Raw genomic sequence first — 20,422 nt, forward strand, 5'->3', positions numbered from 1 at the left:
GGGGCCGGTTCCAGCCGGTCCCGTCTTGCTTTTCGCCGGCGCTTCTGGCGTGCCGGTCGTTTGTTGGACTCTCTCCCGCCTCAGTACGGGAAGGGCCATGTCCGCAATTTCTGCTTGCCGATCTGCCAGAGCCTTGCGAGGCCGTGCGGCTCGACGATCAGGAAGGTGATGATCAGCGCGCCGACCAGCATGAAGGTGACGTGCTCGGCCGCGGCGCCGCCGATCGGGACGCCCAGCGCCGGCAGGCCGAATTTCAGCGCCGTCGGCAGCACCGAGAGGAAGGCCGCCCCGAAGAAGGAGCCGATCAGCGAGCCCAATCCGCCGATGATGACCATGAACAGGATGCTGAAGGACAGCCGGATCGAAAACACGTCCGCCGCCTCGCCGCCGCCGTACCAGAGGAAGATCATCATCGCGCCGGCGACCCCGGCGAAATAGGAGGAGACGGCGAAGGCCATCAGCTTGGCGTTGAGCAGCTTGATGCCCATGAGCTCCGCGGCGATGTCCATGTCGCGCACCGCCATCCAGGAGCGGCCGAGCTTGCCATGGACCAGGTTCGAGGCGAACCAGGTCAGCACCACGACCAGGCCGAGGCAGACGAAATAGCGCGTCTCCGGGGTGGCGGATGCGCCCGTGAGCGGGATATCGAAGAGGGTGCGCTGCGGCACCTCGATCGCGCCCGAGGCGTTGTAGTTGAACAGCCAGGGCACGCGCACGAAGGCCCATTGCAGGAAGAACTGCGCGGCGAGCGTCGCGACCGCGAGGTAGAAGCCCTTGATGCGCAGCGAGGGCAGGCCGAAGAGCACGCCGATGCCGGCCGAGAACAGCCCCGAGAGCAGGATCAGGACGATGATGTTCACGCCCGGGAACAGCGTCGTCAGCTTGTAGCAGCTATAGGCGCCGACCCCCATGAAGGCGGCAGTGCCAAGCGAGATCAGCCCGGTATAGCCGGTGAGGATGTTGAGCCCGATCGCCGCCAGCGAGAAGACGAGGAAGGGGATCATCACCGAGGCGATGAAGAAGTCGCTGCCGAAGAAGGGAATGACGACGAGGGCGATCGCCAGAATGACGGCGATGCCGATCCGGTCCTCCCGGAGCGGGAAGACACCCATATCGGCGGCGTAGGTGGATTTGTACTGGCCGGCCTCACGGTAGAGCATGGTTCCGGCTCCTCAGATGCGTTCGATGATCTTGTCGCCGAACAGGCCCTGCGGCCGGAACAGCAGGAAACCCAGGGCGATGAAATAGGCGAGCCAGCTCTCGATGCCGCCGCCGACCAGCGGGCCCCAGTAGAACTCGCCGAGCTTCTCGCCGATGCCGATGATCAGGCCGCCGACGATGGCGCCGGGGATCGAGGTGAAGCCGCCGAGGATCAGCACCGGCAGCGCCTTCAGCGCCACGATCTCGAGCGCGAAGGACACGTCCGAGCGCGCCCCCCACATGATGCCGGTGATCAGCGCGACGATGCCGGCGGTGAACCAGACGATCACCCAGATCTGGTTGAGCGAGATGCCGACCGAGAGGGCAGCCTTGTGGCTGTCGGCGACGGCCCTGAGCGCCCGGCCGATGCGGGTGTACTGGAAGAAGGCGGCGAGCGCGGCGATCATCAGCGAGGCGATGACGGCGGCCGCGATGTCGATCTTCTGCAGCGAGACCAGCCCGCCGAGGATTTGCAGGTCGATCGCGCCCTTGGGCAGATAGAGCTGGTCGGCGATCATCTGCTTGGGATTGCCGCCGAAAAGCGCCTCGCCGAAGCCGATCAGGAAATAGGTGATGCCGAAGGTCGCCATGAACAGGATGATGTCGGGCTGGTTGACCAGGGGCCTGAGCACCACGCGTTCGATGGCCACGGCCAGCGCGAACATCACGCCGAGCGTGATGATGACGGCGAGGAAGGCCGGCACGCCCTTCTCGTAGAGGCCGACCAGCGTCAGCGCCGCGAACACCACCATGATGCCCTGGGCGAAGTTGAACACGCCCGAAGCCTTGAAGATCAGCACGAAGCCGAGCGCGATCAGCGCATAGAGCACGCCGGAGACGAGCCCTTCCCAGATCGTCTGCACCAACAGGTCGGGCGCCTGGGCCATCTGCCGGAATGGGTCGACGAAGATCGCGTAGAGCGTGTTGGAGGAATCGAGCCAAATGCCGGCGGCGAGCGCCACCACGATGGCGGCCAGGAGCAGGCCGAACTTGACCAGCGGGCTGGCGAGCAGGTTCGGAGCGGGGCGGGTGGCGATGTCGCTCATGTCTCCTCGCTCCTCAATGCGCCACGCCGAGATACGCGTCGATGACCTTCTGGTCGCGCTTCACCTCGTCGGGCGTGCCGTCGGCGATCTTGCGGCCGTATTCGAGCACCACGACGCGGTCGGAGAGGTCCATGACCACCCCCATATCGTGCTCGATCAGGGCGATGGTCGTGCCGAACTGGTTGTTCACGTCGAGGATGAAGCGGCACATGTCCTCCTTCTCCTCGAGGTTCATGCCGGCCATCGGCTCGTCGAGCAGCAGCAACTCGGGCTCCATGGCGAGCGCGCGGCCCAGTTCAACACGCTTCTGCAGGCCGTAGGGCAATTTGCCGACCGGCAATTTGCGGATGTGCTCGATCTGGAGGAAGTCGATGATGTCCTCGACGACGCGGCGATGCTCGATCTCCTCGCGCAGCGCCGGGCCGTGGCGCAGCGCCTGCCAGAAGAAGCCCCGCTTCATCTTGAGGGTGCGGCCGGTCATGATGTTGTCGAGCGTCGACATGCCCTTGAACAGTGCGACGTTCTGGAAGGTGCGGGCGATGCCGCCGGCGGCGGCGCGGTGCGGGCGCATCTTGGCGCGGCGCTCGCCCTTGAAGACGACGCGGCCTTCCTGCGGCTGATAGAAGCCGTTGATGCAGTTCAGCATCGAGGTCTTGCCGGCGCCGTTGGGGCCGATGATGGCGCGAATCTCGCCCTTGCGGATGTCGAAGGAGACATCGGTGATCGCCTTCACGCCGCCGAAGCGCAGCGAGATGTTCTCGACCGAGAGCAGGACTTCGCCCTTGTCGCGGAGGGGGGTGCCGGTCACGTTCATCGGTTCCGCGTTCATGCCGCCTTCGCCGTCGCCGGCGCTCCCTCGGCTGTCACGGGGTAGGTCTTGGCGTCCTTGACCTTGACGCGGGCCGAGATCACGCCCTTGCGCCCGTCCTCGAAGGTCACTTCGGTCGAGATGTCCGCCGCCTCCGAGCCGTCATAGAGCGCCGTCACCAGCGGGGCGTAGCGCTCGGCGATGAAGCCGCGCCGGACCTTCTGGGTGCGGGTCAGTTCGCCGTCGTCGGCGTCGAGTTCCTTGTGCAGGATGAGGAAGCGCTTGATCTGCGCACCGCCCATCATCGGCTCGGAGGCGAGCGAGCGGTTCACCTCGTCGACGTGCTTGGCGATCATGTCGTAGACGAGATCGTGGCCGGCGAGCTCCTGATAGGAAGCGTAGACGACGTTGTGGCGCTCGGCCCAGTTGCCGACGGCGGTGAGATCGATGTTGAGCGCGACCGTGGCGTAGTCGCGGCCCTGGCCGAAGGCGACGACCTCCTTGATGTTCGGATAGAACTTCAGCTTGTTCTCGATGTATTTCGGCGGGAAGAGATCGCCGTTGTTGAGCTTGCCGACATCCTTGGCGCGGTCGATGATCTTGAGATGGCCGCCCTCGTCGAAGAAGCCGGCATCGCCCGAGCGGACATAGCCGTCCGCGGTCATCGTCTCGGCGGTCTTGTCCGGGTCCTTGTAGTAGCCGCCGAAGATCGAGGGCGAGCGGTAGAGCACCTCGCCATTGTCGTCGATGCGGATCTCGACCATCGGCGCGGGCTTGCCGACGGTGTCGGCCTTGATCTCGCCATTGGGCTGCATGGTGATGTAGACCCCGGCCTCGGTCTGGCCGTAGAGCTGCTTCAGATTGACGCCGATCGAGCGGTAGAAGCGGAAGAGCTCGGGGCCGATCGCCTCGCCGGCGGTGTAGCCGACCTTGATGTTGGTCAGGCCGAAGCGGTTGCGCAGGGGGCCGTAGACCAGGATGTCGCCGAGCCTGTAGAGCAGCCGGCCCTTCAGCGGCACGCTCTCGCCATTGAGGATCTGCTCGCCATAGCGTTTCGCGACGCCGAGGAAGTAGTGGAACATCCTCCGCTTGAGGGCGCCGGCATCCTCCATGCGCACCATGGTGATGGTCAGCATGGTCTCGAAGACGCGCGGCGGCGCAAAAGCGTAGGTCGTGCCGACCTCGCGGCGGTCGTCGATGACGGTCTCGGGGCTTTCCGGGCAGTTGACGCAGAAGCCGGCCAGCATCGCCTGCGCATAGGAGAAGACGTGGTCGCCGACCCAGGCGATCGGCAAATAGGCGATGACCTCGTCGCTCTCGTTCAGCCCGTCGAAGCTGCAGCCGATCTCGGCCGCGATCAGGATGTTGTAATGCGAGAGCATCACGCCCTTGGGCCGTCCGGTCGTGCCGGAGGTGTAGAGGATGATGCCGAGATCGGAGCCCTTGCCGGCTTCCATCTCGCTTTGCAGGGCGGCGGCTTGCTGCGGGTCCTTCAGCGCCTTGGCGCCCGCCTGCATCACCGCCTCGATGGCGTGGAGCTTGCTGTGGTCGTAGTCGCGCAAGCCGCGCGGCTCGTCATAGAGCATGTGCCGGAGATGGGGCAGGCGTTCGGCGATCGAGAGGATCTTGTCGACCTGCTCCTGGTCCTGCACCACGGCGAAGACCGCCTCGGCATGGTCGAGGACATAGGCCATCTCCTCGGCGACGCTGTCGGCATAAACAGGCACGGGGACGGCGCCGAGCCATTGCGCCGCGCACATCGACCAATAGAGCCTGGGCCGGTTGTAGCCGATGATGGCGACCTTCTCGCCGCGCTTCAGGCCGAGATCCTGCAAGCCCTTGGCGAAGCTGCGGACATGCTCCGCCACCTCGGCCCAGTTCCAGGACTGCCAGATGCCGAGGTCCTTGTGCCGGAAGGCGACGCGCGCGGCGCGCTCCCTGGCATTGCGCAACAGCAATTTCGGAAAGGTGTCCGCCTCAACAGCGGTGCCGCTCGCCACGATTGCGTTCTCCCTGTCGAGCCGCCATGCGTCGTGGCGACTTCCGCGGGCCGGTTTCCGGCCTCGTTCTCATGCCAGACTTGCAGGCGGCCATCATCCTTGCAAGGACCCGCTTGACAGACAATTCGCCTTTTGGTGACTATTGTCCCGCCGAAGTTTGCTTTTCACGCAGATGTGTTTCGTAGATTCTCTGCTTCGGCCCTGATTTTCCTCACGAATTCGGCAGATTGAATCGGCGGGCGGAACCGTGCCTGCGACGGTGGCGGACCGACTCATGCTTCATCATCTGTCTTTCGGCGTTGCCGATATCGAGCGTGCCTGCGCCTTCTACGATGCTGTGCTGGCGCCGCTCGGCTATGTCAGGGTCTGGCAGGATCTGCGCCCGGGCGAGACAGGGCAGGCGGTCGGCTACGGCGCTCCCGGCGGCGGCGACAGGCTGGCCCTGAAGCTGCGTCCGGACGGGCAAAGGCCGCCGGGGCCGGGGTTCCATCTCGCTTTCGCGGCGCCCGATCGCGCGGCCGTCGCTCGCTTTCACGAGGCCGCGCTTCGGCTCGGCGGGCGCGACAATGGCGCGCCTGGCCTGCGCCCGCATTACGGGCCACATTATTACGCGGCCTTTGTGGTGGATCCGGACGGCTACGCCATCGAAGCCGTCTTCAATGCGCCGGCCTGATCGGCACGCCGCCGAAACCGTCTTCGCCATGCCCCGCGCAAGAAAAAGGCCCGCCCCCCGGTCAGGGGACGGGCCTCTCAGGCTGGATGCTCAGTAGCGATAGCCGTGGTGGCGGCGATAGCCATGCGCGGGCGCCCAGGGCGGCGGGCCGCCATGGCGGCGATAGCCGTAGCCGCGGTCATAGCCACGGCCATGGCGGAAGTGCCGCCGCTCCATGTTCCGCTGGATTTCCCAGTGGCGGTGCTCGCGGTTGTGGCGGGTGAACTCGGCCGGCAGCTTGTCGAGCTGTTCAGCCTGCGGGAGGCTCTGCGGTGCGGCGGCGCCGGCAGGGGCCGCGGCGAAGGCAGCCAGGGCCAGGCTGGCGGCAATCAGAAGCTTGCGCATCGAATATGTCCTTCTTTTGCATCGACTGAGAGGATTTGAACAGCCCGGGTTGGAACCCCGCCTGAACGGTGTGTTCTGCTGGCGTTCAGCGAGGGCGGGAGGCGCTTTTCGCCATTGCGAGGCGGTGAAGCCGCCTGTCCCTTGCCGAAGAGCTTTCGATTCTGACGGGCTGGGCGGTCAAATCCGGCCACAGGCCGAAGCCGCGTTTCAGAACCTGTGTCTGCGCCGCGGCGTATTCCGCGGCCTGCTCGTTGATGCGTTTTGCGAAGGCTTCGAAGAACCAGAACATTGTCTCAATCCCGTCGCGCCGGAGGGCGCCTCGGGAAGAGCAACGCGCGAAGCGAGATTTTGTGCCGCCAGCTTGGCAGGCGCGGCGCTGGCCGATGATCCGGCTACGCCTCGTAGCGCGCCAGCCGCTCGAGATCGATGATGGTGACGCTGCCATGGCCGAGCTCGATCAGGCCGAGCGCGGCCAGCTTCGCCAGCCCCTGATTGGCCATCTGCCGCGAGATGCCGGCGAGCATGCCGAGCTCCTCCTGTGAGACTGTGAGCGTGCGGTCGAGGTCGGGATAGAGGATCGGGTTGAACAGCCAGGCGAGGTTGCGAGCCAGCCGCCCGGTGGAATCGAGCGTGCGTTCGGTCTCGGCCAGCGAGATGAACTGGGCGAGGCGCTCGTTGAACTGGTGAACGAGGAAACGGTTGAACGCGGCCGAATGCTCGAACAGCCAGAGGAAGGTCGAGCGGCGCATCAGGGCGATCCTGGAATCGCGCAGCGCCACCAGCTCATAGCGTCGCGGCTCGGCCTTGATCACCGTGCCCTCGCCGAACCAGGCGCCGGCGCGCAGGCCCGCGAGCGTCGCGGTCTTGCCGGATTTGGAGGTGGTCGCCATCTTGACCAGACCCTCGGCCACGCCGGTCCAGGATTCCAGCCGGTCGCCGACATGGCAGATCGAGGCATTCTTGCCGTAGCTCCTGAAACTGATGCCGCGCCGCGCCTCCTCGAATTCCGCTTCCGACAGATCACGAGACCAGGAGGCGATGGCGCGCAGCTCTTCGGGGGCGATCAAGGTGGCGGTTATCCGGGTTGGCGGGGGCAGACTTCGGGCAGCGTGGCGTCATTCTCGGGCTTGACCCGAGAATCTCTTGCAGGAGATGCTCGGGTCAAGCCCGAGCATGACGTGGCGCAAAGCTGTACCCTATTCCGCCGCCTGCGGCAGAGCGGCCGAAGGCGGTCCATCGTGCAACTGCCCCAGCAACATCGCCTCCTCGGCCTTCGCCGCCTTCAGGTGCCGCTCTTTCACATGGCCGAAGCCGCGGATCTTCTCCGGGATCGCGGCCAGCGCCGCGCAGAGCGCATGGTTCTCCGGCGTGAGCTTGGTCAGCAGTTCGTTCAGCAGCGCCTCGTAATCGGCGATCAGCCGGCGCTCGGTGCGGCGTTCCTGCGTGTAGCCGAAGAGGTCGAAGGCGGTGCCGCGCAGGCCCTTGAATTTCGCCAGCAGCGAGAAGGCCCCCATCATCCACGGCCCGAAGCTCATCTTGCGCGGCAGGCCGGTGTTCGGATCGCGCCTGGCCAACAGCGGCGGGGCGAGGTGGAATTCGTAGCGCAGCGCTTTGCCATCCTTGCCGTCGGCCTCGAAGGTCGCGGCGAGCTGCTGGCGGAAGGCGCCGTCGCTGTAGAGGCGCGCGACCTCGTATTCGTCCTTATAGGCCATCAGCTTGAAGAGATTGCGCGCGACGGCCTCGCTGAGCGCGCTCTGGCCGGGCGAGACGGCCGCTTCCTTCGTCTGCACGCGCGCGACGAGATGGCGGTAGCGGGCGCCATAGGCGGTGTTCTGATAGGCGGTGAGATAGGCGACGCGGCGGGCGATGATCTCGTCGAGCGTCTCTGAGAGATGGCGGGCGGCTGTCGGCGCCTTGGCCTGGGTCAGCAGGGCGTCGAGCGCGGCCGGATCATGCGCGGCGCGGCGGCCGAGCTCGAAGGCTTCGAGATTCATCGCCACGGCCTCGCCATTGAGCGTGATCGCCCGGCGCAGCGCCGCGCGGGACAAGGGCACGGCGCCGAGCTGCCAGGCATGGCCGAGCATCAGCATATTGGCCGCGATGGCATTGCCGAGAAAGGCGACGGCCGTCGCGGTCGCGTCGAGGAAGCGGGTGTTGTCGCGGCCCGCCGCCGAGAGGATCGCGCGCTTCAGCCGTTCGGTCGGGAGCGAGAAGTCGGCATTGCGGGTGAAGTCGCCCGGCAGGCTCTCGGCGGTGTTGACGATGACCATGCCGCCTTCGCGCCGGATCGCGCCGAGCACCTTCTTCGAGCCGGTGACGGTCAGGTCGCAGCCCAGCACGAGATCGGCTTGTCCGGCCGTGACGCGGATGGCGTGGATGTCCTCGGGTCTCGGCGCGAGCTTGACGTGGCTGAAAACGGCGCCGCCCTTCTGGGCGAGGCCGGCCATGTCGATCATGCCGCAGCCCTTATCCTCGAGATGGGCGGCCATGCCGAGGATCGCGCCGATGGTGACGACGCCGGTGCCGCCGACGCCGGTGACGATCACGGCGAAGCTGCGGTCGAGCGCCGGCACAGCGGGCTCGGGGATATCGGCCTCGCCCAGCGCCTGCGCATCGAGACGCATCGGCTCCGCCTTCTTCGGGCGGGCGCCGTGGACCGTGACGAAGGACGGGCAGAAGCCCTTCACGCAGGAGAAATCCTTGTTGCAGTTCGACTGGTCGATCTGGCGCTTGCGGCCGAACTCGGTCTCGAGCGGCTGCACCGAGACGCAGTTCGACTGCACGCCGCAATCGCCGCAGCCCTCGCAGACCAGCTCGTTGATGACGACGCGCTTGTCGGGGTCAGGATAGGCTCCGCGCTTGCGGCGGCGGCGCTTCTCGGTGGCGCAGGTCTGGTCGTAGAGCAGCAGCGAGACACCGGAGGTTCCGGCGAGCTCGCGCTGGACGGCGTCGAGCTCCTCGCGATGGTGCAGCGTCGTGCCGGCCGGCCATTGCGTGCCGGGCGGATATTTGCCGGGGTCGTCGCTGACCACGGCGATGCGCTTCACGCCTTCGGCCGCGACCTGCCTTGCCATCTGGTCGGGCGAGAGATGGCCTTCCGCCTGCTGGCCGCCGGTCATGGCGACGGCGTCGTTGTAGAGCAGCTTGTAGGTGATGGTGACGCCGCTCGCGACCGCCCAGCGGATCGCGAGCGAACCGGAATGGGTATAGGTGCCGTCGCCGAGATTCTGGAAGACATGGCCGCGCGTCGAGAACGGCGCCTCGCCGATCCAGTTCGCGCCTTCGCCGCCCATCTGGGTAAAGCCGGCGGTGTCGCGGTCCATCCACTGCACCATGTAGTGGCAGCCGATGCCGGCATAGGCGCGCGAGCCCTCGGGCACGACGGTCGAGGAGTTGTGCGGGCAGCCCGAGCAGAAATAGGGCGTGCGCTTCGCGATCTCCTGCGCCTCGGCGAGCCTGCCTTGCGCCTTGGCGATCTCTTCCAGCCGGGCACGTAGGGCGGGATCGTCGCGGTATTGCAGCAGGCGGCCACCCAGCGCGATTGCAATGTCGTTGGGGTCGAGCGCGCCATGGACGGGGAAGAGCCAATCGCCGTTCTCGTCCTTCTTGCCGATCACCATCGGCTGATGCGCCGCGCCGTAAAGCTCCTCGCGGACCTGGACCTCGATCAGGGAGCGCTTCTCCTCGACGACCATGATCAGGTCGAGGCCCTCCGCGAAGGATTTCAGCTCGGCCGGGTCGATCGGCCAGGGACAGGCGAGCTTGAACAGGCGGATGCCGAGATCATTGGCGCGGACCTCGTCGATGCCGAGGTCCTCCAGCGCCTGGCGCACGTCGAGATAGGATTTGCCGACGGTGGCGATGCCGATACGCGGCTCCCGGCCGCCATGGGTGACGATGCGATTGAGGCGGTTGGCGCGCAGATAGGCCAGCATCGCGTCGCGCTTGTAGAGATGCAGGCGTCGCTCCTGCTCGACGAAATCCAGTTCGCGGCGGATGGCAAGCCCGCCGGGCGGCGGGACATAGTCGCTCGGCGTCACGATCGAGACGCGGTCCAGCGCGCCGTCGATCGAGGCGGTCGATTCGATGTTGTCCTTGACGCATTTGATGCCGACCCAGACCGAAGCGAAGCGCGAGAGCGCAATGCCGTGCAGGCCGTAATCGATGATCTCCTGCACCCCGGCGGGGTTCAGGATCGGCATCATCCGGTCGACCAGGACGAATTCGGTCTGGTGGGCGTTGGTCGAGGATTCCGCGGTGTGGTCGTCGCCCATCAGGCAGATCACGCCGCCATGGGGCGAGGTGCCGGCCATGTTGCCGTGGCGGAAGACGTCGCCCGAGCGGTCGACGCCCGGGCCCTTGCCGTACCAGAGCGCGAAGACGCCGTCATACTTGCCCTCGCCCTGCAGTTCGGCCTGCTGGGTGCCCCAAACGGCGGTCGCGGCGAGGTCTTCATTCAGCCCGGGCTGGAAGACGATGTTGGCCGCGGTCAGGGCCTTGCCGGCGCGCATGAGCTGCTGGTCGAGCCCGCCGAGTGGCGAGCCGCGATAGCCCGAGACGAAGCCGGCAGTGTTCAGCCCTGCCCGCCGGTCGCGCTCGCGCTGCATCAAGAGCATGCGGGCGACGGCCTGCGTGCCGGTCAGGAAGATGTCCCGCTTGCCGAGGTCGTATTTGTCGTCGAGCGTGACGGAGCGAAGCGTGCCCGCATCGACGCTGGAATCGCGCATTGGCTCAGTCATGCCGGCCTCCCGATCGTCGTTCCCGCGGGCCGGTTGATCCGGCCTCTCGACCTGTCTCGATGCAAGATATGTCAGCAACGCTGACATATCGCCCGAAGGCGGTCAATCACATTGGCATTGTTCCAGTTTTTGCGAGGAGGTCCAGAGATGCGTTCCAGTCTTGCCGGCACGGGCAGCCTTGCGCGAAATGCCTGCGCCGCGATTTGGCCCCGATTCGCGGCGAAGGCTGCGACGGCCCGGTCGCAAAATCGTTGCGGGCCGGCCTTATCGCCCTCGGCTCCGGATCTGTGGAGGATACCGTTCTTGACGGGACGTGCGCTTCTTACGGCCTTGCCGGCCGTCACCCTGCTCGCCGCCTGCCTGGCGGGGCCGGCGCAGGCGCATCCGCATGTCTGGGTGAAGGCCAAGGCCGAGATCCTGTTCGCGCCGGATGGGACGGTGAAGGCGATCCGGCAGCACTGGAGCTTCGACGAGGCCTATTCGGCCTATATCACCCAGGGCCTCGACAAGAACGGCGACGGCAAGCTGACGCCGGACGAGCTGGCGGACCTCGCCAAGGTGAACATGGATTCGCTGCCCGAGGTCGAGTTCTTCACCATCGCCAAGGTCAATGGCCGCAAGCAGGAATTCGGCACGCCGACCGATGCCGGGCTCGTCTTCGAGAACAAGATCCTGACATTGAACTACACGCTGCCGCTCAAGCATCCGCCGCCGAAGAGCCGCTCCTTCGGCATCGAGGTCGGCGACCCCACCTATTTCGTCGCCTTCGAGATCGTCGATGAGCCGGACGCCGTGGTGACGCGCGATGCCCCGGCCGGCTGCATCGTCAGGGTCAATCGCCCGCCCAAGCTTGCCGACGACGTCGCGCAGAAGCTGGCGCAGGAGGACATCACCGCGACGCCGGACATGAGCGGCTACGAGGTCACGACGCGGGCGCTGGTGGCATGTCCCTGACGACCCCCCTCAGTCCTCACCCCGAAGAGCCGCGCGCTTCCGGCGCTCCTCAGGCCGAGGGCTCGCAAAGGGCGACGTCGCTGTTGTCGCGCATCGTCGTCGCCGCGCTGGCATTGGCATTGGTCGCCGCCGCACTCGGCCTGTTGGCCTGGGGCATCTCGCTCTGGAGCCTGCCGGCCCCGCCGCCGCCGCGCAATCCGTTCGGGACCGCGCTGCCGCGCGAGGCGCTGCCTTCGACGACGGGCTTCGGCGCCGTGCTGATCGCCTGGCAGTCGAGCTTTTATCGCGAGCTGACCGCGACGCTGAAGGCGATCGCCCAGACGCCGACAGCGGTCTGGGGGTTGCTCGGCCTGTCCTTCGGCTACGGCGTCTTCCATGCGGCCGGGCCCGGCCACGGCAAGGCGGTGATCTCCGGCTATATCGTCGCCGACAACCGCAGCCTGAAGCGCGGGCTCTCGCTCAGCTTCGCCGCGGCGATCCTGCAGGCGCTCGTCGCCATCGCCATCGTCTCGGTCGCGACGCTGATCTTCCGCACCACCGCCGTCAAAATGAACATGGCGACCAGTGCCATCGAGCAGGGCAGCTTCCTGCTCGTCGCGCTGGTCGGCCTGCTCGTGCTCTGGCGCAAGGCGGGCAGTTTCCTGGCGCTCGGGCAGGGGGCCGCCGCGCATGATGCGTCCTGCGACCACGTGCATATGCCGGATGCGCAGCAGGTCGCCGGGCTCCGGGACTGGCGCGACATGGCCGGCGTCGTCCTCGCCGCGGGCCTGAGGCCCTGCGCGGGGGCGCTGATCATCCTCGTCTTCGCCGCCTCGCAGGGGCTCTACTGGGCGGGCATTGCCGCCGCCTTCGCCATGGCGCTGGGTACCGCGATCACGACAGGGGCGCTGGCGGCGCTCGCCGTCTTCTTCAAATTCGCGGCGCTGAAATTCGCCAGCGGGGGCAGCTTGCGGGCGGTGCGACTGCTCGCCGGGCTCGAATTGGTGGCGGCCGCCTTCATCGTCGTGCTCGGCGCCGCGCTCTCGCTCGGCCTGTGGATCGGCGGGATGGGGAGCTGAGGCTCAGCTCCGCAACGGATCGTTCTCCAGCAGGATCGGCTTGCCATGCGGCGTCGCCTCGGCGGCCCGCGCCCAGGAGGCAGCGAGCGCGTCGACGCCAGCATGCGAGGCGAGGCCCTTTTCGATCAGCAGATGTTCCAGCGCCTCGCACCAGCGCTCGTAATAATCCGAGCCGTCGCGGCACCCGCCCGCAGCCAAGGCCTCGCGGATCTCGGCACCAAGCGCCTGCGCCCATTCATCCGCCGTGAAGACGCCCCGGTTCTGGAGGGCGACGACCAGCGCGAAGGCCTGCGCCTGCCAGGGCTCGGCGAAGACCGGCCCCTCGGCATCGCGCGGGATCGGCGTGTCCGCGGCCAGCGCCGCCGCTAGATCGGTCTCAGGCCGGCTCAAGATAGCTCTCCCAGGCCTCGATGCTGACGGTGGAGTTCGGATCGCCGTCGCGGCCCCAGAGCTCGGGGCCGGCGAAGACGACGGTGTAAAGCCATTGGGCCGTCTCCGGCAGGCCCTGCGAGCCGGTATCCGGGAAGACATGGCAGCCGGTGACGCGCTCGATCACGCCCTGCTTGCCGCGGGCATAGCGCGGCAGCCGCGTATGGTGCTGCGGATGCATGACGATGGTGCGCACGGTGTCGCCAACGGCAAAGCGGGCAGGGGCCTTGGCTTCGCGCTCATAGGGGAAGCCGCGCCTGAGCACCGCCGGCACCTCCTCGCCCTTGAGCACGCGCTTCGGCTCACGGCGCCCGGGCGCGGGTTTGCCGGAGAGGAGCTCGGCCGAGGTCAGGAAGCCGTGCTTGACCAGCGCCTTGTCGAGCGCGGCGAGCCAGATCTCGTAATAGCTCGCCGAGAGATATTGAGCCGGCGGCAGGCTCTCGCGATGATGACGGATCTCGTCGATGCTCCAGGCGCCCATCGCACCGGCCGCGACATTGATCGCGAGCACGCGCTTTTCCCAATCGCCGTGGAAGACCGGCTCGTCCGGCTCCGGCACGACCGGGCCGAAACCCATCTGGCCGCCGAGGTCGTGGGCGCTGTTCATGCCGCGTCCTCCACATCTGGCAGGCCGGTGCCGATCATCGAATCGCGGCTGACGATGCTCGCCAGCTTCTCCTCGCTCCAGCCTTCGGTGCCGGCCGGACGCATCGGGATGACGATGAAGCGGGTTTCGGCGGTGGAATCCCAGACGCGGATGCGCTGGCCCTCCGGCAGCGTCACGCCGAAATCGGCGAGGGTGCCGCGCGGATCGATCACCGCCTTGGCGCGGTAGGGCGGGGATTTGTACCAGACTGGCGGCAGGCCCAGCACCGGCCAGGGGTAGCAGGAGCAGAGCGTGCAGACGACGAGGTTGTGCTCCTCCGGCGTGTTGAAACAGGCGACGATATGCTCGCCGCCGCGCCCGCCATAGCCGAGCTCGGCCACCGCTGCGGTGCCGTCGACCTTGAGCCGCTCGGCATAGGCCGGGTCGGTCCAGGCCTTGGCGACGACTTGGGCGCCGTTGCGCGGGCCGACCCTGGTTTCGTAGGTATCGACGATGGCGTCGAGTGCGGCCGGATCGACATAGCCCTTCTCGACCATCAGTGTCTCCAGCGCCTTCACCCGCGCCTCGATGGCGGTGAAGTGGTTGTCGTGATCGTGGTCGTGGTCGTGATGGTGTCCGCTCATCCGGGCCTCCTCTCAGGCGATCCTGACGCGCGTGGCGCGCTCATAGGCGACGGCGAAGGCGATGAGCGACTTGTCCGAGCCCTTCGGCCCGATCAGCGACAGGCCGAGCGGCGCGCCTTCGCGCTGCGCCACCGGAATCGTCACTTGCGGGAAGCCCGACAGGCCGGACAGGCAAAGCAGCCTCAGCGCCCGGTTGCGGAAATCCTCCAGCTCGGGCTCCTCGGCGCTGACCAGCGGCGCGATGTCCGGCACGGTCGGCAGGATCAGCACGCCGTCCTGGCCGAGCAGGCGGGCGAGCCGCGCCCGGAAGGTCTTTCGCGTCGCCTCGCCCTTGGCGTATTCGGCATCCGTCACGGTTTTCGAGAAGGCGAAGCGCTCCTTCACGCCCGGCCCCAGCGGCGGGGCGAAGCGCTCGATCATGGCCCCGTCGGAGGCCCAGGCCTCGCGGCCCTGGATCCAGCGGAAGGCCCAGTAGAGCGCGTCGACGTCGCGCACGAGCTTGACGCTCTCCGGCTGGCCGACGCTGGGCAGCGCCCGCTGCACGACATTGCGCAGGATCGTTTCGGCCTCCGGCACGGCCTGGGCGAACATGTCGTCGGCCAGCAGCAGGCGCGGCACCTCCGGCAGTTCAGTGCGGTCCTTGCCGAGCAGGGCGTTGCCGACGCGGGCAAAAACCTCGCCGTCGCGGGTGAACCAGCCGGGCGTGTCGAGGCTTTCCGCCAGCGGCCAGACCCGCTTCAGCGAGAGCCGGCCATGGGTGGGACGAATGCCGAAGAGCCCGCCATAGCTCGCCGGCGCCCGGACCGAGCCGCCGGTATCGGATCCAAGTGCGATGTCGGCGAGACGCCCCGCAACAGCTGCCATGGAGCCGCAGGAGGAGCCGCCGGTGATCCGGTCCGGCGCGGCCGGGTTGATGGGCGAGCCGAAATGCGCGTTCTTGCCGTTGAGCGAGAAGGCGAGCTCGTCGGTATGCGTCTTGCCGACGAAGCGCGCGCCGGCCTGCAGCAGATCCTTCACGATCGGCGCGGTCTTGGTCTTGATGCCGGATTGCGCCAGCACGATCGGGGATCCCGCGCCCGTCGGGTAGCCCTTGACGTCGAAGAGGTCCTTCACCGCCAGCGTCAGCCCGGCGAGCGGACCGGTCGGGCTGTGTTTCACCGTCGCGTCGGGATAGGGCACGAAGCAGCGGAACGGGTCGTCATAGGTCATGTGAATCAGATCCCCTTCGCATCGCCATCGGAACGCGGATCGTGCGCGGCCTCGACGCGGCCATTCGCATGCTTCACCAGCATGCCGGCATGGCCGAAGCCCTCGGAATAGGCCAGTCCGCTCTCCTCGACCGGATGGCCGGCGGCGTCGAGCCGCTCCAGCAGGGCGGAATCGAAGCGGCTTTCGACCTTCAGCCCGGTGGAGGCCGAGCCCCAGGTGCGGCCGAAGAGCCAACGCGGCGCATCGATCGCGGTCGCGAGATTCTGGCCGAGGCGGTAGCGCGTCAGGATCTGCGCCTGGAATTGCGGCTGGCCGTCGCCGCCCATCGCGCCATAGGCGAGGATGCGGCCGTCGTCGAAGCGGGCGAAGGCCGGGTTCAGCGTGTGGAAGGGCTTTCGGCCGGGCATGAGCGGATTCGCGGCGGCCTTGTCGAGCGAGAAGGAGATGCCACGGTTCTGCCAGTGGATGCCGGTCGCGGGCAGCACGCAGCCGGAGCCGTATTCCCAATAGATCGACTGGATGTAGGAGACGGCGAGGCCCTTGCCGTCGATGGCGCCCATCCAGATCGTGTCGCCATGGCCAGGCTTCACCGGCCAGGGCGCGGCGCGCCTGGCATCGATCTCGGCGGCCTCGCGGGCCAGCATCGCCTCACCCAGAAAACGGGCGGGATCGCCGGTCGCATAAGCGGGGTCGGTGACATGGCGGTCGCGGATGGCGAGCGCGCGCTTCGTCGCCTCGATCAGCCCGTGATGATGCGCGAAAGAGTCGAGCTCGACCCGGCCGAGCCGCTCGAACAGGCCGAGGATGACGAGTGCGGCCAGGCCTTGCGTCGGCGGCGGCATGTTCCAGACCGTGAGGCCGGGCAAGGCGAGCGTAAGCGGGGCGACGGTGCGGGCGTGGTAGCGTTCGAGATCGGCGCGCGTCACCGGCGCGCCGATGCGTTCGAGATCGGCGGCGATCTCGCGGCCGACATCGCCGCGGTAGAAATCGTCGAGCCCGGCACCGGCGAGCTGCTGCAGCGTCTCGGCCAGCGCCTCCATCTTGCGATGGCTGCCGGGCTTGGGTGGCGCGTCGTCGGGCCAGAAGGTCTTGAGGAAGCCTGGCGCGGCCTTCAGCGCTTCCAGCTCGTTGGGCCGGTTGCCGCATTCGGAAGGGGACACCGCATAGCCCTCGCGGGCGTGGCGGAGCGCATCGGCGAGCAATTCGCGCAACGGCAGGCGGCCGCCGCGGGATCTGGAGAGGTCGAGCGCGAGACGCCAGCCCTCGACGGCTCCGGCGACGGTCAGCGCCGCTTCCGGGCCGCGCGCCGGGATGCTGTCGTAATCCTTGGCGCGATAGCGCTCGATCGTCGCGAGCGTCCCGGCCGGGCCGCAGGCCTCGATGCCATGCATCTTGCCGCCGGGCTCGTGGATCAGCCAGAAGCCGTCGCCGCCGATGCCGTTCATATGCGGATAGACCACGGCGATGGTGGCCGCCATCGCGACCATGGCCTCGATCGCATTGCCGCCTTCCGCGAGGACGGCGCGGCCGGCTTCCGAGGCAAGATGATGGGGCGCGGCGACTGCGGCCGAACCGAAGACAGGCGTATCGACCATCAGGACTTTTCAATCTCCCCATGCGTCCCCATCTGGCGCAAGGGCGCCTTCGGGGCGCGATTTTGTTGCATGGCGCGGCTGTGTCCGCTAGGTGCGTTGGGCGCATGGCGGCGTGAAGGCGCCAGTGCTCGACAATGTGTCCGCGAAGGCGGGCATTCGAAGGAAGGACAGCATGGCCGGACGGCACACCAACTGGCGCAGCCTGACCATCGTGGTTTCGCTGGGAATCTTGATCGCGGTCGAGCTCTTCGGCGTCGCGCTCGCGGCCGGCTGGGCCATCGCCGGCATGTTCGATCTCGGCACGATGTTCGAGTACATCATGATGGCCGTGTTCTCGGTCTTCGCGGCCTATGGCTTCGTCAATCTGATGCGGCGCGTGCTGAAGGTCGAGCATCTCACCACGGTCGATTGAGGTAGGGCGTCATGCTCGGGCTTGACCCGAGGATCTCGTGACAAGCGGGCGCCGGAGGCTCCTTCGGCCTGAGCTCGGTCTGCGCTTCGCTCCGCCCGAGAATGACGGCGAACCTCGCGGATTTTACCCACAAACCTTCAGCGTGACCGGGTCGGCCTCGGCCGGTAGATAATCGCTCATCGGCTTGCAGGCGCCGTCCATGCAGAGGCGCCAGTCGGCGGTGGCGCCGGAACGGCGCAGCACCACCTCGGGCAGTGCCGGCAAATCGGGGCGCCAGCGCCAGAAGCCGTCGATCAGCCTGGCGCCGTCCGGCGGGTCCATGCCGGCGCCGGAGCCCTCGATGCGGGCCTCGACGAGGACAAGCCCCGCCGGGGTCTCGCGCCAGACTTCCTCCCACAGCGTCTTCTGCACCGAATGCCGCCAGCCCAGCGTGATCTCGCCATGGCCAAGCGAGACGAGGAGCGCGCCGGCCGCAAGGCACAGGCTCATGCCGCCGCCGGTTCCGCATGGCGCGCGGCAAACCAGTGTCGCGCGATGATCGCCGCCGTCAGCACATAGCCGAGCGGGTCGCTATAGGCGAACTCGCCGAAGAGCAGCACCGCCGCGACGAAGCAGAGCACCCGCTCCACGACGGTCAGCCGGCCGAAGAGCCAGCCGATCGCCACCATCCCGAAGAGGCCGATCGCGACCGAGGCCTTGAAGGTGGCGTAGATCACCGCCGGCCAGAAGCCGATGACGTTGGCCATCGGATCTCCGGCCTGGAGCATCAGCGCCGGCGAATAGACCGCGATGAAGGGGATGACGTAGCCGGCAAGCGCGACGCGCATCGCCTCCCAGCCGATCTTGTCGGGGTTCTCCTTGGCGATCGGCGCAGCGGCCAGCGCCGCGAGCGCCACCGGCGGCGAGAGGTCGGCCATGATGCCGTAGTAGAAGGCGAACATGTGGCTGACGATCAGCGGCACGCCGAGCTTTTCCAGCGCCGGTGCCGCCAGGGCCGCGACGATGATGTAGGTCGGGATCGTTGGGATGCCGGTGCCGAGCAGGATCGAGAGGATCATCGTCAGGACCAGCGCCAGGAACAGGCTGGACTGGCCGAGCCCGATGATCCAGGCGCCGAAGGTGGTGCCGATGCCGGTCTGCGTCATCAGGCCGATGATCGTGCCGACGATGGCGCAGGCGATGCCGACCGGCAGCGCCGTCTTGGCGCTGTCGGCGAGCGCGTCGCGGCTGATCGCCAGCGTGGTGCGGCCGCCCAGGGTGAAGGCGTTGGCGAGCACGAGAAGCGCGATCAGGCCGGCGACATAGCGGACATCGAGCCCCTCCTGAAAGAGCGCGGCGGCGATGAGCCCGAGCCCGATCCAGAAGATGACGCGCAGGCTCTGCCTGCTCAGGCCGGCGGCAAAGCCCGCGCCGAGCAGCAGCCCGACGGTCAGCGCCAGGCCCATCGTGCCGGCGAAGAGCGGGGTGAAGCCGTGGAACAGCATGAAGACGAGCACGGCGAGCGGCAAGGCGAGATACCAGCGCTCGCGCAGCGCCTTGAGCGGACTCGGCAGCAAGGCGCGCTCGACGCCCTTCAGCCCGTATTTCCCGGCTTCCAGATGCACCATCCAGAAGGCCGAGGCGAAGTAGAGGATCGCAGGGATGGCGGCCGCCTTGACGATCTCGGCATAGGGCACGCCCAGGGTCTCGGCCATGATGAAGGCGACCGCGCCCATCACCGGCGGCATGATCTGGCCGCCCATCGAGGCGGTCGCCTCGACGCCGGCGGCGAAGGCGCGCCGGTAGCCGAATTTGATCATCAGCGGAATGGTGAACTGGCCGACGGTGACGACATTGGCGACGCCGGAGCCGGAGATCATCCCCATCAGGCCAGACGAGAACACCGCGACCTTGGCCGGGCCGCCGCGCGTGCCGCCGAAGATGCCGAGCGAGACGTCGTTGAAGAGATGGATCATCCCGGCCTTCTCGAGGAAGGAGCCGAAGACGATGAACAGGAAGATATAGGTCGCGGAGACGTAGATCGGCGTGCCGTAGAAGCCCTCGGTGCCGAAGGAGAGATGGCCGATGATCTGGTCGTAGCCATAGCCGCGATGGTTGAAGGGCGCGGGCAGATACTGGCCGAAGAACCAGTAGAGCAGGCAGACGCCGCACATGATCGGCAGGGCATTGCCCATCAATCGGCGCGCGGCCTCGAAGATCAGCACGATCAACAGCGTGCCGACGACGAGGTCCAGCGTCGAGGGATCGCCGTCGCGCAGGATCAGGTCGGCGTAGAAGATCCATTGATAGAGGCCGACCGCGAAGCCGAGCAGGCCCAGCGCCCAGCCGAGCAGCCGCCCGGGTGTGTCCTTCGCCCGGAAATTGGCGATGAGCCCGAAGCTCAGCAGCAGCAGGAAGCCGACATGAACGCCGCGCGCCGCCTGGCTCGGCAGGAAATTCCAGGCGGAGATCGCGATCTGGAAGGCGGCGAAGGCGAGCGCCAGCCCATAGGCCAAAAGCCCCCAGCGGCCGGGACCGAAACCGGGCGGGAAGCCATGCTCGAAATTGTCGAGATCGGCATGCTCGACCTCGCCCGGTCTTGCGCCGGAGAGGGCTTCCAACTGGTCGGTCTCGTGGGTCATGGTCCTGCTCGGCTCCGCGTCAGGCCGTCAAAGAATGTGCCGTCATCCCGGGCGACCGGAGAGA

Annotated in this window: 19 protein-coding genes; 4 read left to right on the forward strand and 15 right to left on the reverse strand. The window is 67.3% G+C overall.

Going from position 1 to position 20,422, the window contains the following annotated elements; translation table 11 throughout:
* Positions 1-80: 80 nt before the first annotated feature.
* From GGC47_RS21530 to GGC47_RS21545, 4 genes are all read right to left on the reverse strand, one after another.
* Positions 81-1,160 carry a branched-chain amino acid ABC transporter permease gene (locus GGC47_RS21530; protein WP_142022843.1) on the reverse strand — a complete coding sequence of 360 codons (1,080 nt, stop codon included), beginning with the start codon at positions 1,158-1,160 and terminating at the stop codon, positions 81-83.
* 12 nt (positions 1,161-1,172) lie between these two features.
* The gene (locus GGC47_RS21535; RefSeq protein WP_051988150.1) at positions 1,173-2,087 is read right to left on the reverse strand and encodes a branched-chain amino acid ABC transporter permease; all 915 of its coding nucleotides are present in this window, start codon (positions 2,085-2,087) and stop codon (positions 1,173-1,175) included.
* A gap of 172 nt (positions 2,088-2,259) precedes the next feature.
* On the reverse strand, positions 2,260-3,075 hold the full coding sequence (locus GGC47_RS21540) for an ABC transporter ATP-binding protein (protein ID WP_112761720.1): 816 nt from the start codon (positions 3,073-3,075) through the stop codon (positions 2,260-2,262).
* The gene (locus GGC47_RS21545) at positions 3,072-5,054 is read right to left on the reverse strand and encodes an AMP-dependent synthetase/ligase (protein WP_113253465.1); all 1,983 of its coding nucleotides are present in this window, start codon (positions 5,052-5,054) and stop codon (positions 3,072-3,074) included. The genes GGC47_RS21540 and GGC47_RS21545 overlap by 4 nt, the downstream gene beginning before the upstream one ends.
* A 274-nt stretch (positions 5,055-5,328) precedes the next feature.
* On the opposite strand from GGC47_RS21545, the gene GGC47_RS21550 reads away from it, so the two are divergent.
* A complete protein-coding gene (locus GGC47_RS21550; RefSeq protein WP_142022844.1) occupies positions 5,329-5,727 on the forward strand; it encodes a VOC family protein in 399 nt (132 codons plus the stop codon).
* Between the two features lie 90 nt (positions 5,728-5,817).
* On the opposite strand, the gene GGC47_RS21555 is transcribed toward GGC47_RS21550, so the two are convergent.
* The 4 genes from GGC47_RS21555 to GGC47_RS21570 all read right to left on the reverse strand — a co-directional run bounded on the left by GGC47_RS21555 (position 5,818) and on the right by GGC47_RS21570 (position 10,850).
* The gene (locus tag GGC47_RS21555; RefSeq protein WP_038362860.1) at positions 5,818-6,111 is read right to left on the reverse strand and encodes a hypothetical protein; all 294 of its coding nucleotides are present in this window, start codon (positions 6,109-6,111) and stop codon (positions 5,818-5,820) included.
* A gap of 85 nt (positions 6,112-6,196) precedes the next feature.
* Entirely contained in the window at positions 6,197-6,400 is a 204-nt protein-coding gene (locus tag GGC47_RS21560; protein WP_112761722.1) for a hypothetical protein, read from the reverse strand.
* A 103-nt stretch (positions 6,401-6,503) separates the two neighbouring features.
* Entirely contained in the window at positions 6,504-7,178 is a 675-nt protein-coding gene (locus GGC47_RS21565; protein WP_112761723.1) for a Crp/Fnr family transcriptional regulator, read from the reverse strand.
* Between the two features lie 129 nt (positions 7,179-7,307).
* A complete protein-coding gene (locus tag GGC47_RS21570; protein ID WP_370955639.1) occupies positions 7,308-10,850 on the reverse strand; it encodes an indolepyruvate ferredoxin oxidoreductase family protein in 3,543 nt (1,180 codons plus the stop codon).
* A gap of 303 nt (positions 10,851-11,153) precedes the next feature.
* Between GGC47_RS21570 and GGC47_RS21575 the strand changes: the two genes are divergently transcribed.
* Together GGC47_RS21575 and GGC47_RS21580 are read left to right on the forward strand one after the other, a co-directional pair.
* Complete coding sequence (locus tag GGC47_RS21575) at positions 11,154-11,804, forward strand: DUF1007 family protein (RefSeq protein ID WP_370955640.1); 651 nt, start codon at positions 11,154-11,156, stop codon at positions 11,802-11,804.
* Positions 11,795-12,862, forward strand: coding sequence for a nickel/cobalt transporter (locus GGC47_RS21580; RefSeq protein WP_429068673.1), 1,068 nt, complete (start codon positions 11,795-11,797; stop codon positions 12,860-12,862). Before GGC47_RS21575 ends, GGC47_RS21580 begins: the two co-directional genes overlap by 10 nt.
* Positions 12,863-12,865: 3 nt before the next feature.
* Here the strand turns inward: GGC47_RS21580 and GGC47_RS21585 are convergent, their stop codons facing one another.
* From GGC47_RS21585 to GGC47_RS21605, 5 genes are read right to left on the reverse strand one after another with little or no spacing between them, the layout of a single operon-like run.
* Positions 12,866-13,252, reverse strand: coding sequence for a nitrile hydratase accessory protein (locus GGC47_RS21585; RefSeq protein WP_370955642.1), 387 nt, complete (start codon positions 13,250-13,252; stop codon positions 12,866-12,868).
* Entirely contained in the window at positions 13,239-13,898 is a 660-nt protein-coding gene (gene nthB / locus GGC47_RS21590) for a nitrile hydratase subunit beta (RefSeq protein WP_429068674.1), read from the reverse strand. The genes GGC47_RS21585 and nthB overlap by 14 nt, the downstream gene beginning before the upstream one ends.
* Positions 13,895-14,521 (reverse strand): nitrile hydratase subunit alpha, encoded by a 627-nt coding sequence (gene nthA / locus GGC47_RS21595; RefSeq protein WP_429068675.1) that lies wholly within the window; start codon positions 14,519-14,521, stop codon positions 13,895-13,897. Before nthA ends, nthB begins: the two co-directional genes overlap by 4 nt.
* Positions 14,522-14,533: 12 nt before the next feature.
* Positions 14,534-15,730 (reverse strand): amidase, encoded by a 1,197-nt coding sequence (locus GGC47_RS21600; RefSeq protein WP_429068676.1) that lies wholly within the window; start codon positions 15,728-15,730, stop codon positions 14,534-14,536.
* Positions 15,731-15,735: 5 nt separating this feature from the next.
* Complete coding sequence (locus tag GGC47_RS21605; protein WP_142022850.1) at positions 15,736-17,325, reverse strand: gamma-glutamyltransferase family protein; 1,590 nt, start codon at positions 17,323-17,325, stop codon at positions 15,736-15,738.
* A 172-nt stretch (positions 17,326-17,497) separates the two neighbouring features.
* Here GGC47_RS21605 and GGC47_RS21610 point away from each other — a divergent pair, with 172 nt between their 5' ends.
* Positions 17,498-17,737, forward strand: coding sequence for a hypothetical protein (locus tag GGC47_RS21610; protein WP_038362877.1), 240 nt, complete (start codon positions 17,498-17,500; stop codon positions 17,735-17,737).
* 123 nt (positions 17,738-17,860) lie between these two features.
* Here GGC47_RS21610 and GGC47_RS21615 read toward each other — a convergent pair whose 3' ends face one another.
* Together GGC47_RS21615 and GGC47_RS21620 are read right to left on the reverse strand one after the other, a co-directional pair.
* On the reverse strand, positions 17,861-18,226 hold the full coding sequence (locus GGC47_RS21615) for a DUF1850 domain-containing protein (protein ID WP_142022851.1): 366 nt from the start codon (positions 18,224-18,226) through the stop codon (positions 17,861-17,863).
* Positions 18,223-20,358 carry a TRAP transporter permease gene (locus GGC47_RS21620; RefSeq protein WP_051987941.1) on the reverse strand — a complete coding sequence of 712 codons (2,136 nt, stop codon included), beginning with the start codon at positions 20,356-20,358 and terminating at the stop codon, positions 18,223-18,225. The genes GGC47_RS21615 and GGC47_RS21620 overlap by 4 nt, the downstream gene beginning before the upstream one ends.
* Positions 20,359-20,422: the final 64 nt, after the last annotated feature.

Origin of the sequence: Allobosea sp. OAE752 (assembly GCF_050433265.1) — a bacterium.
In the GTDB taxonomy this organism is placed as follows: domain Bacteria; phylum Pseudomonadota; class Alphaproteobacteria; order Rhizobiales; family Beijerinckiaceae; genus Allobosea; species Allobosea spartocytisi.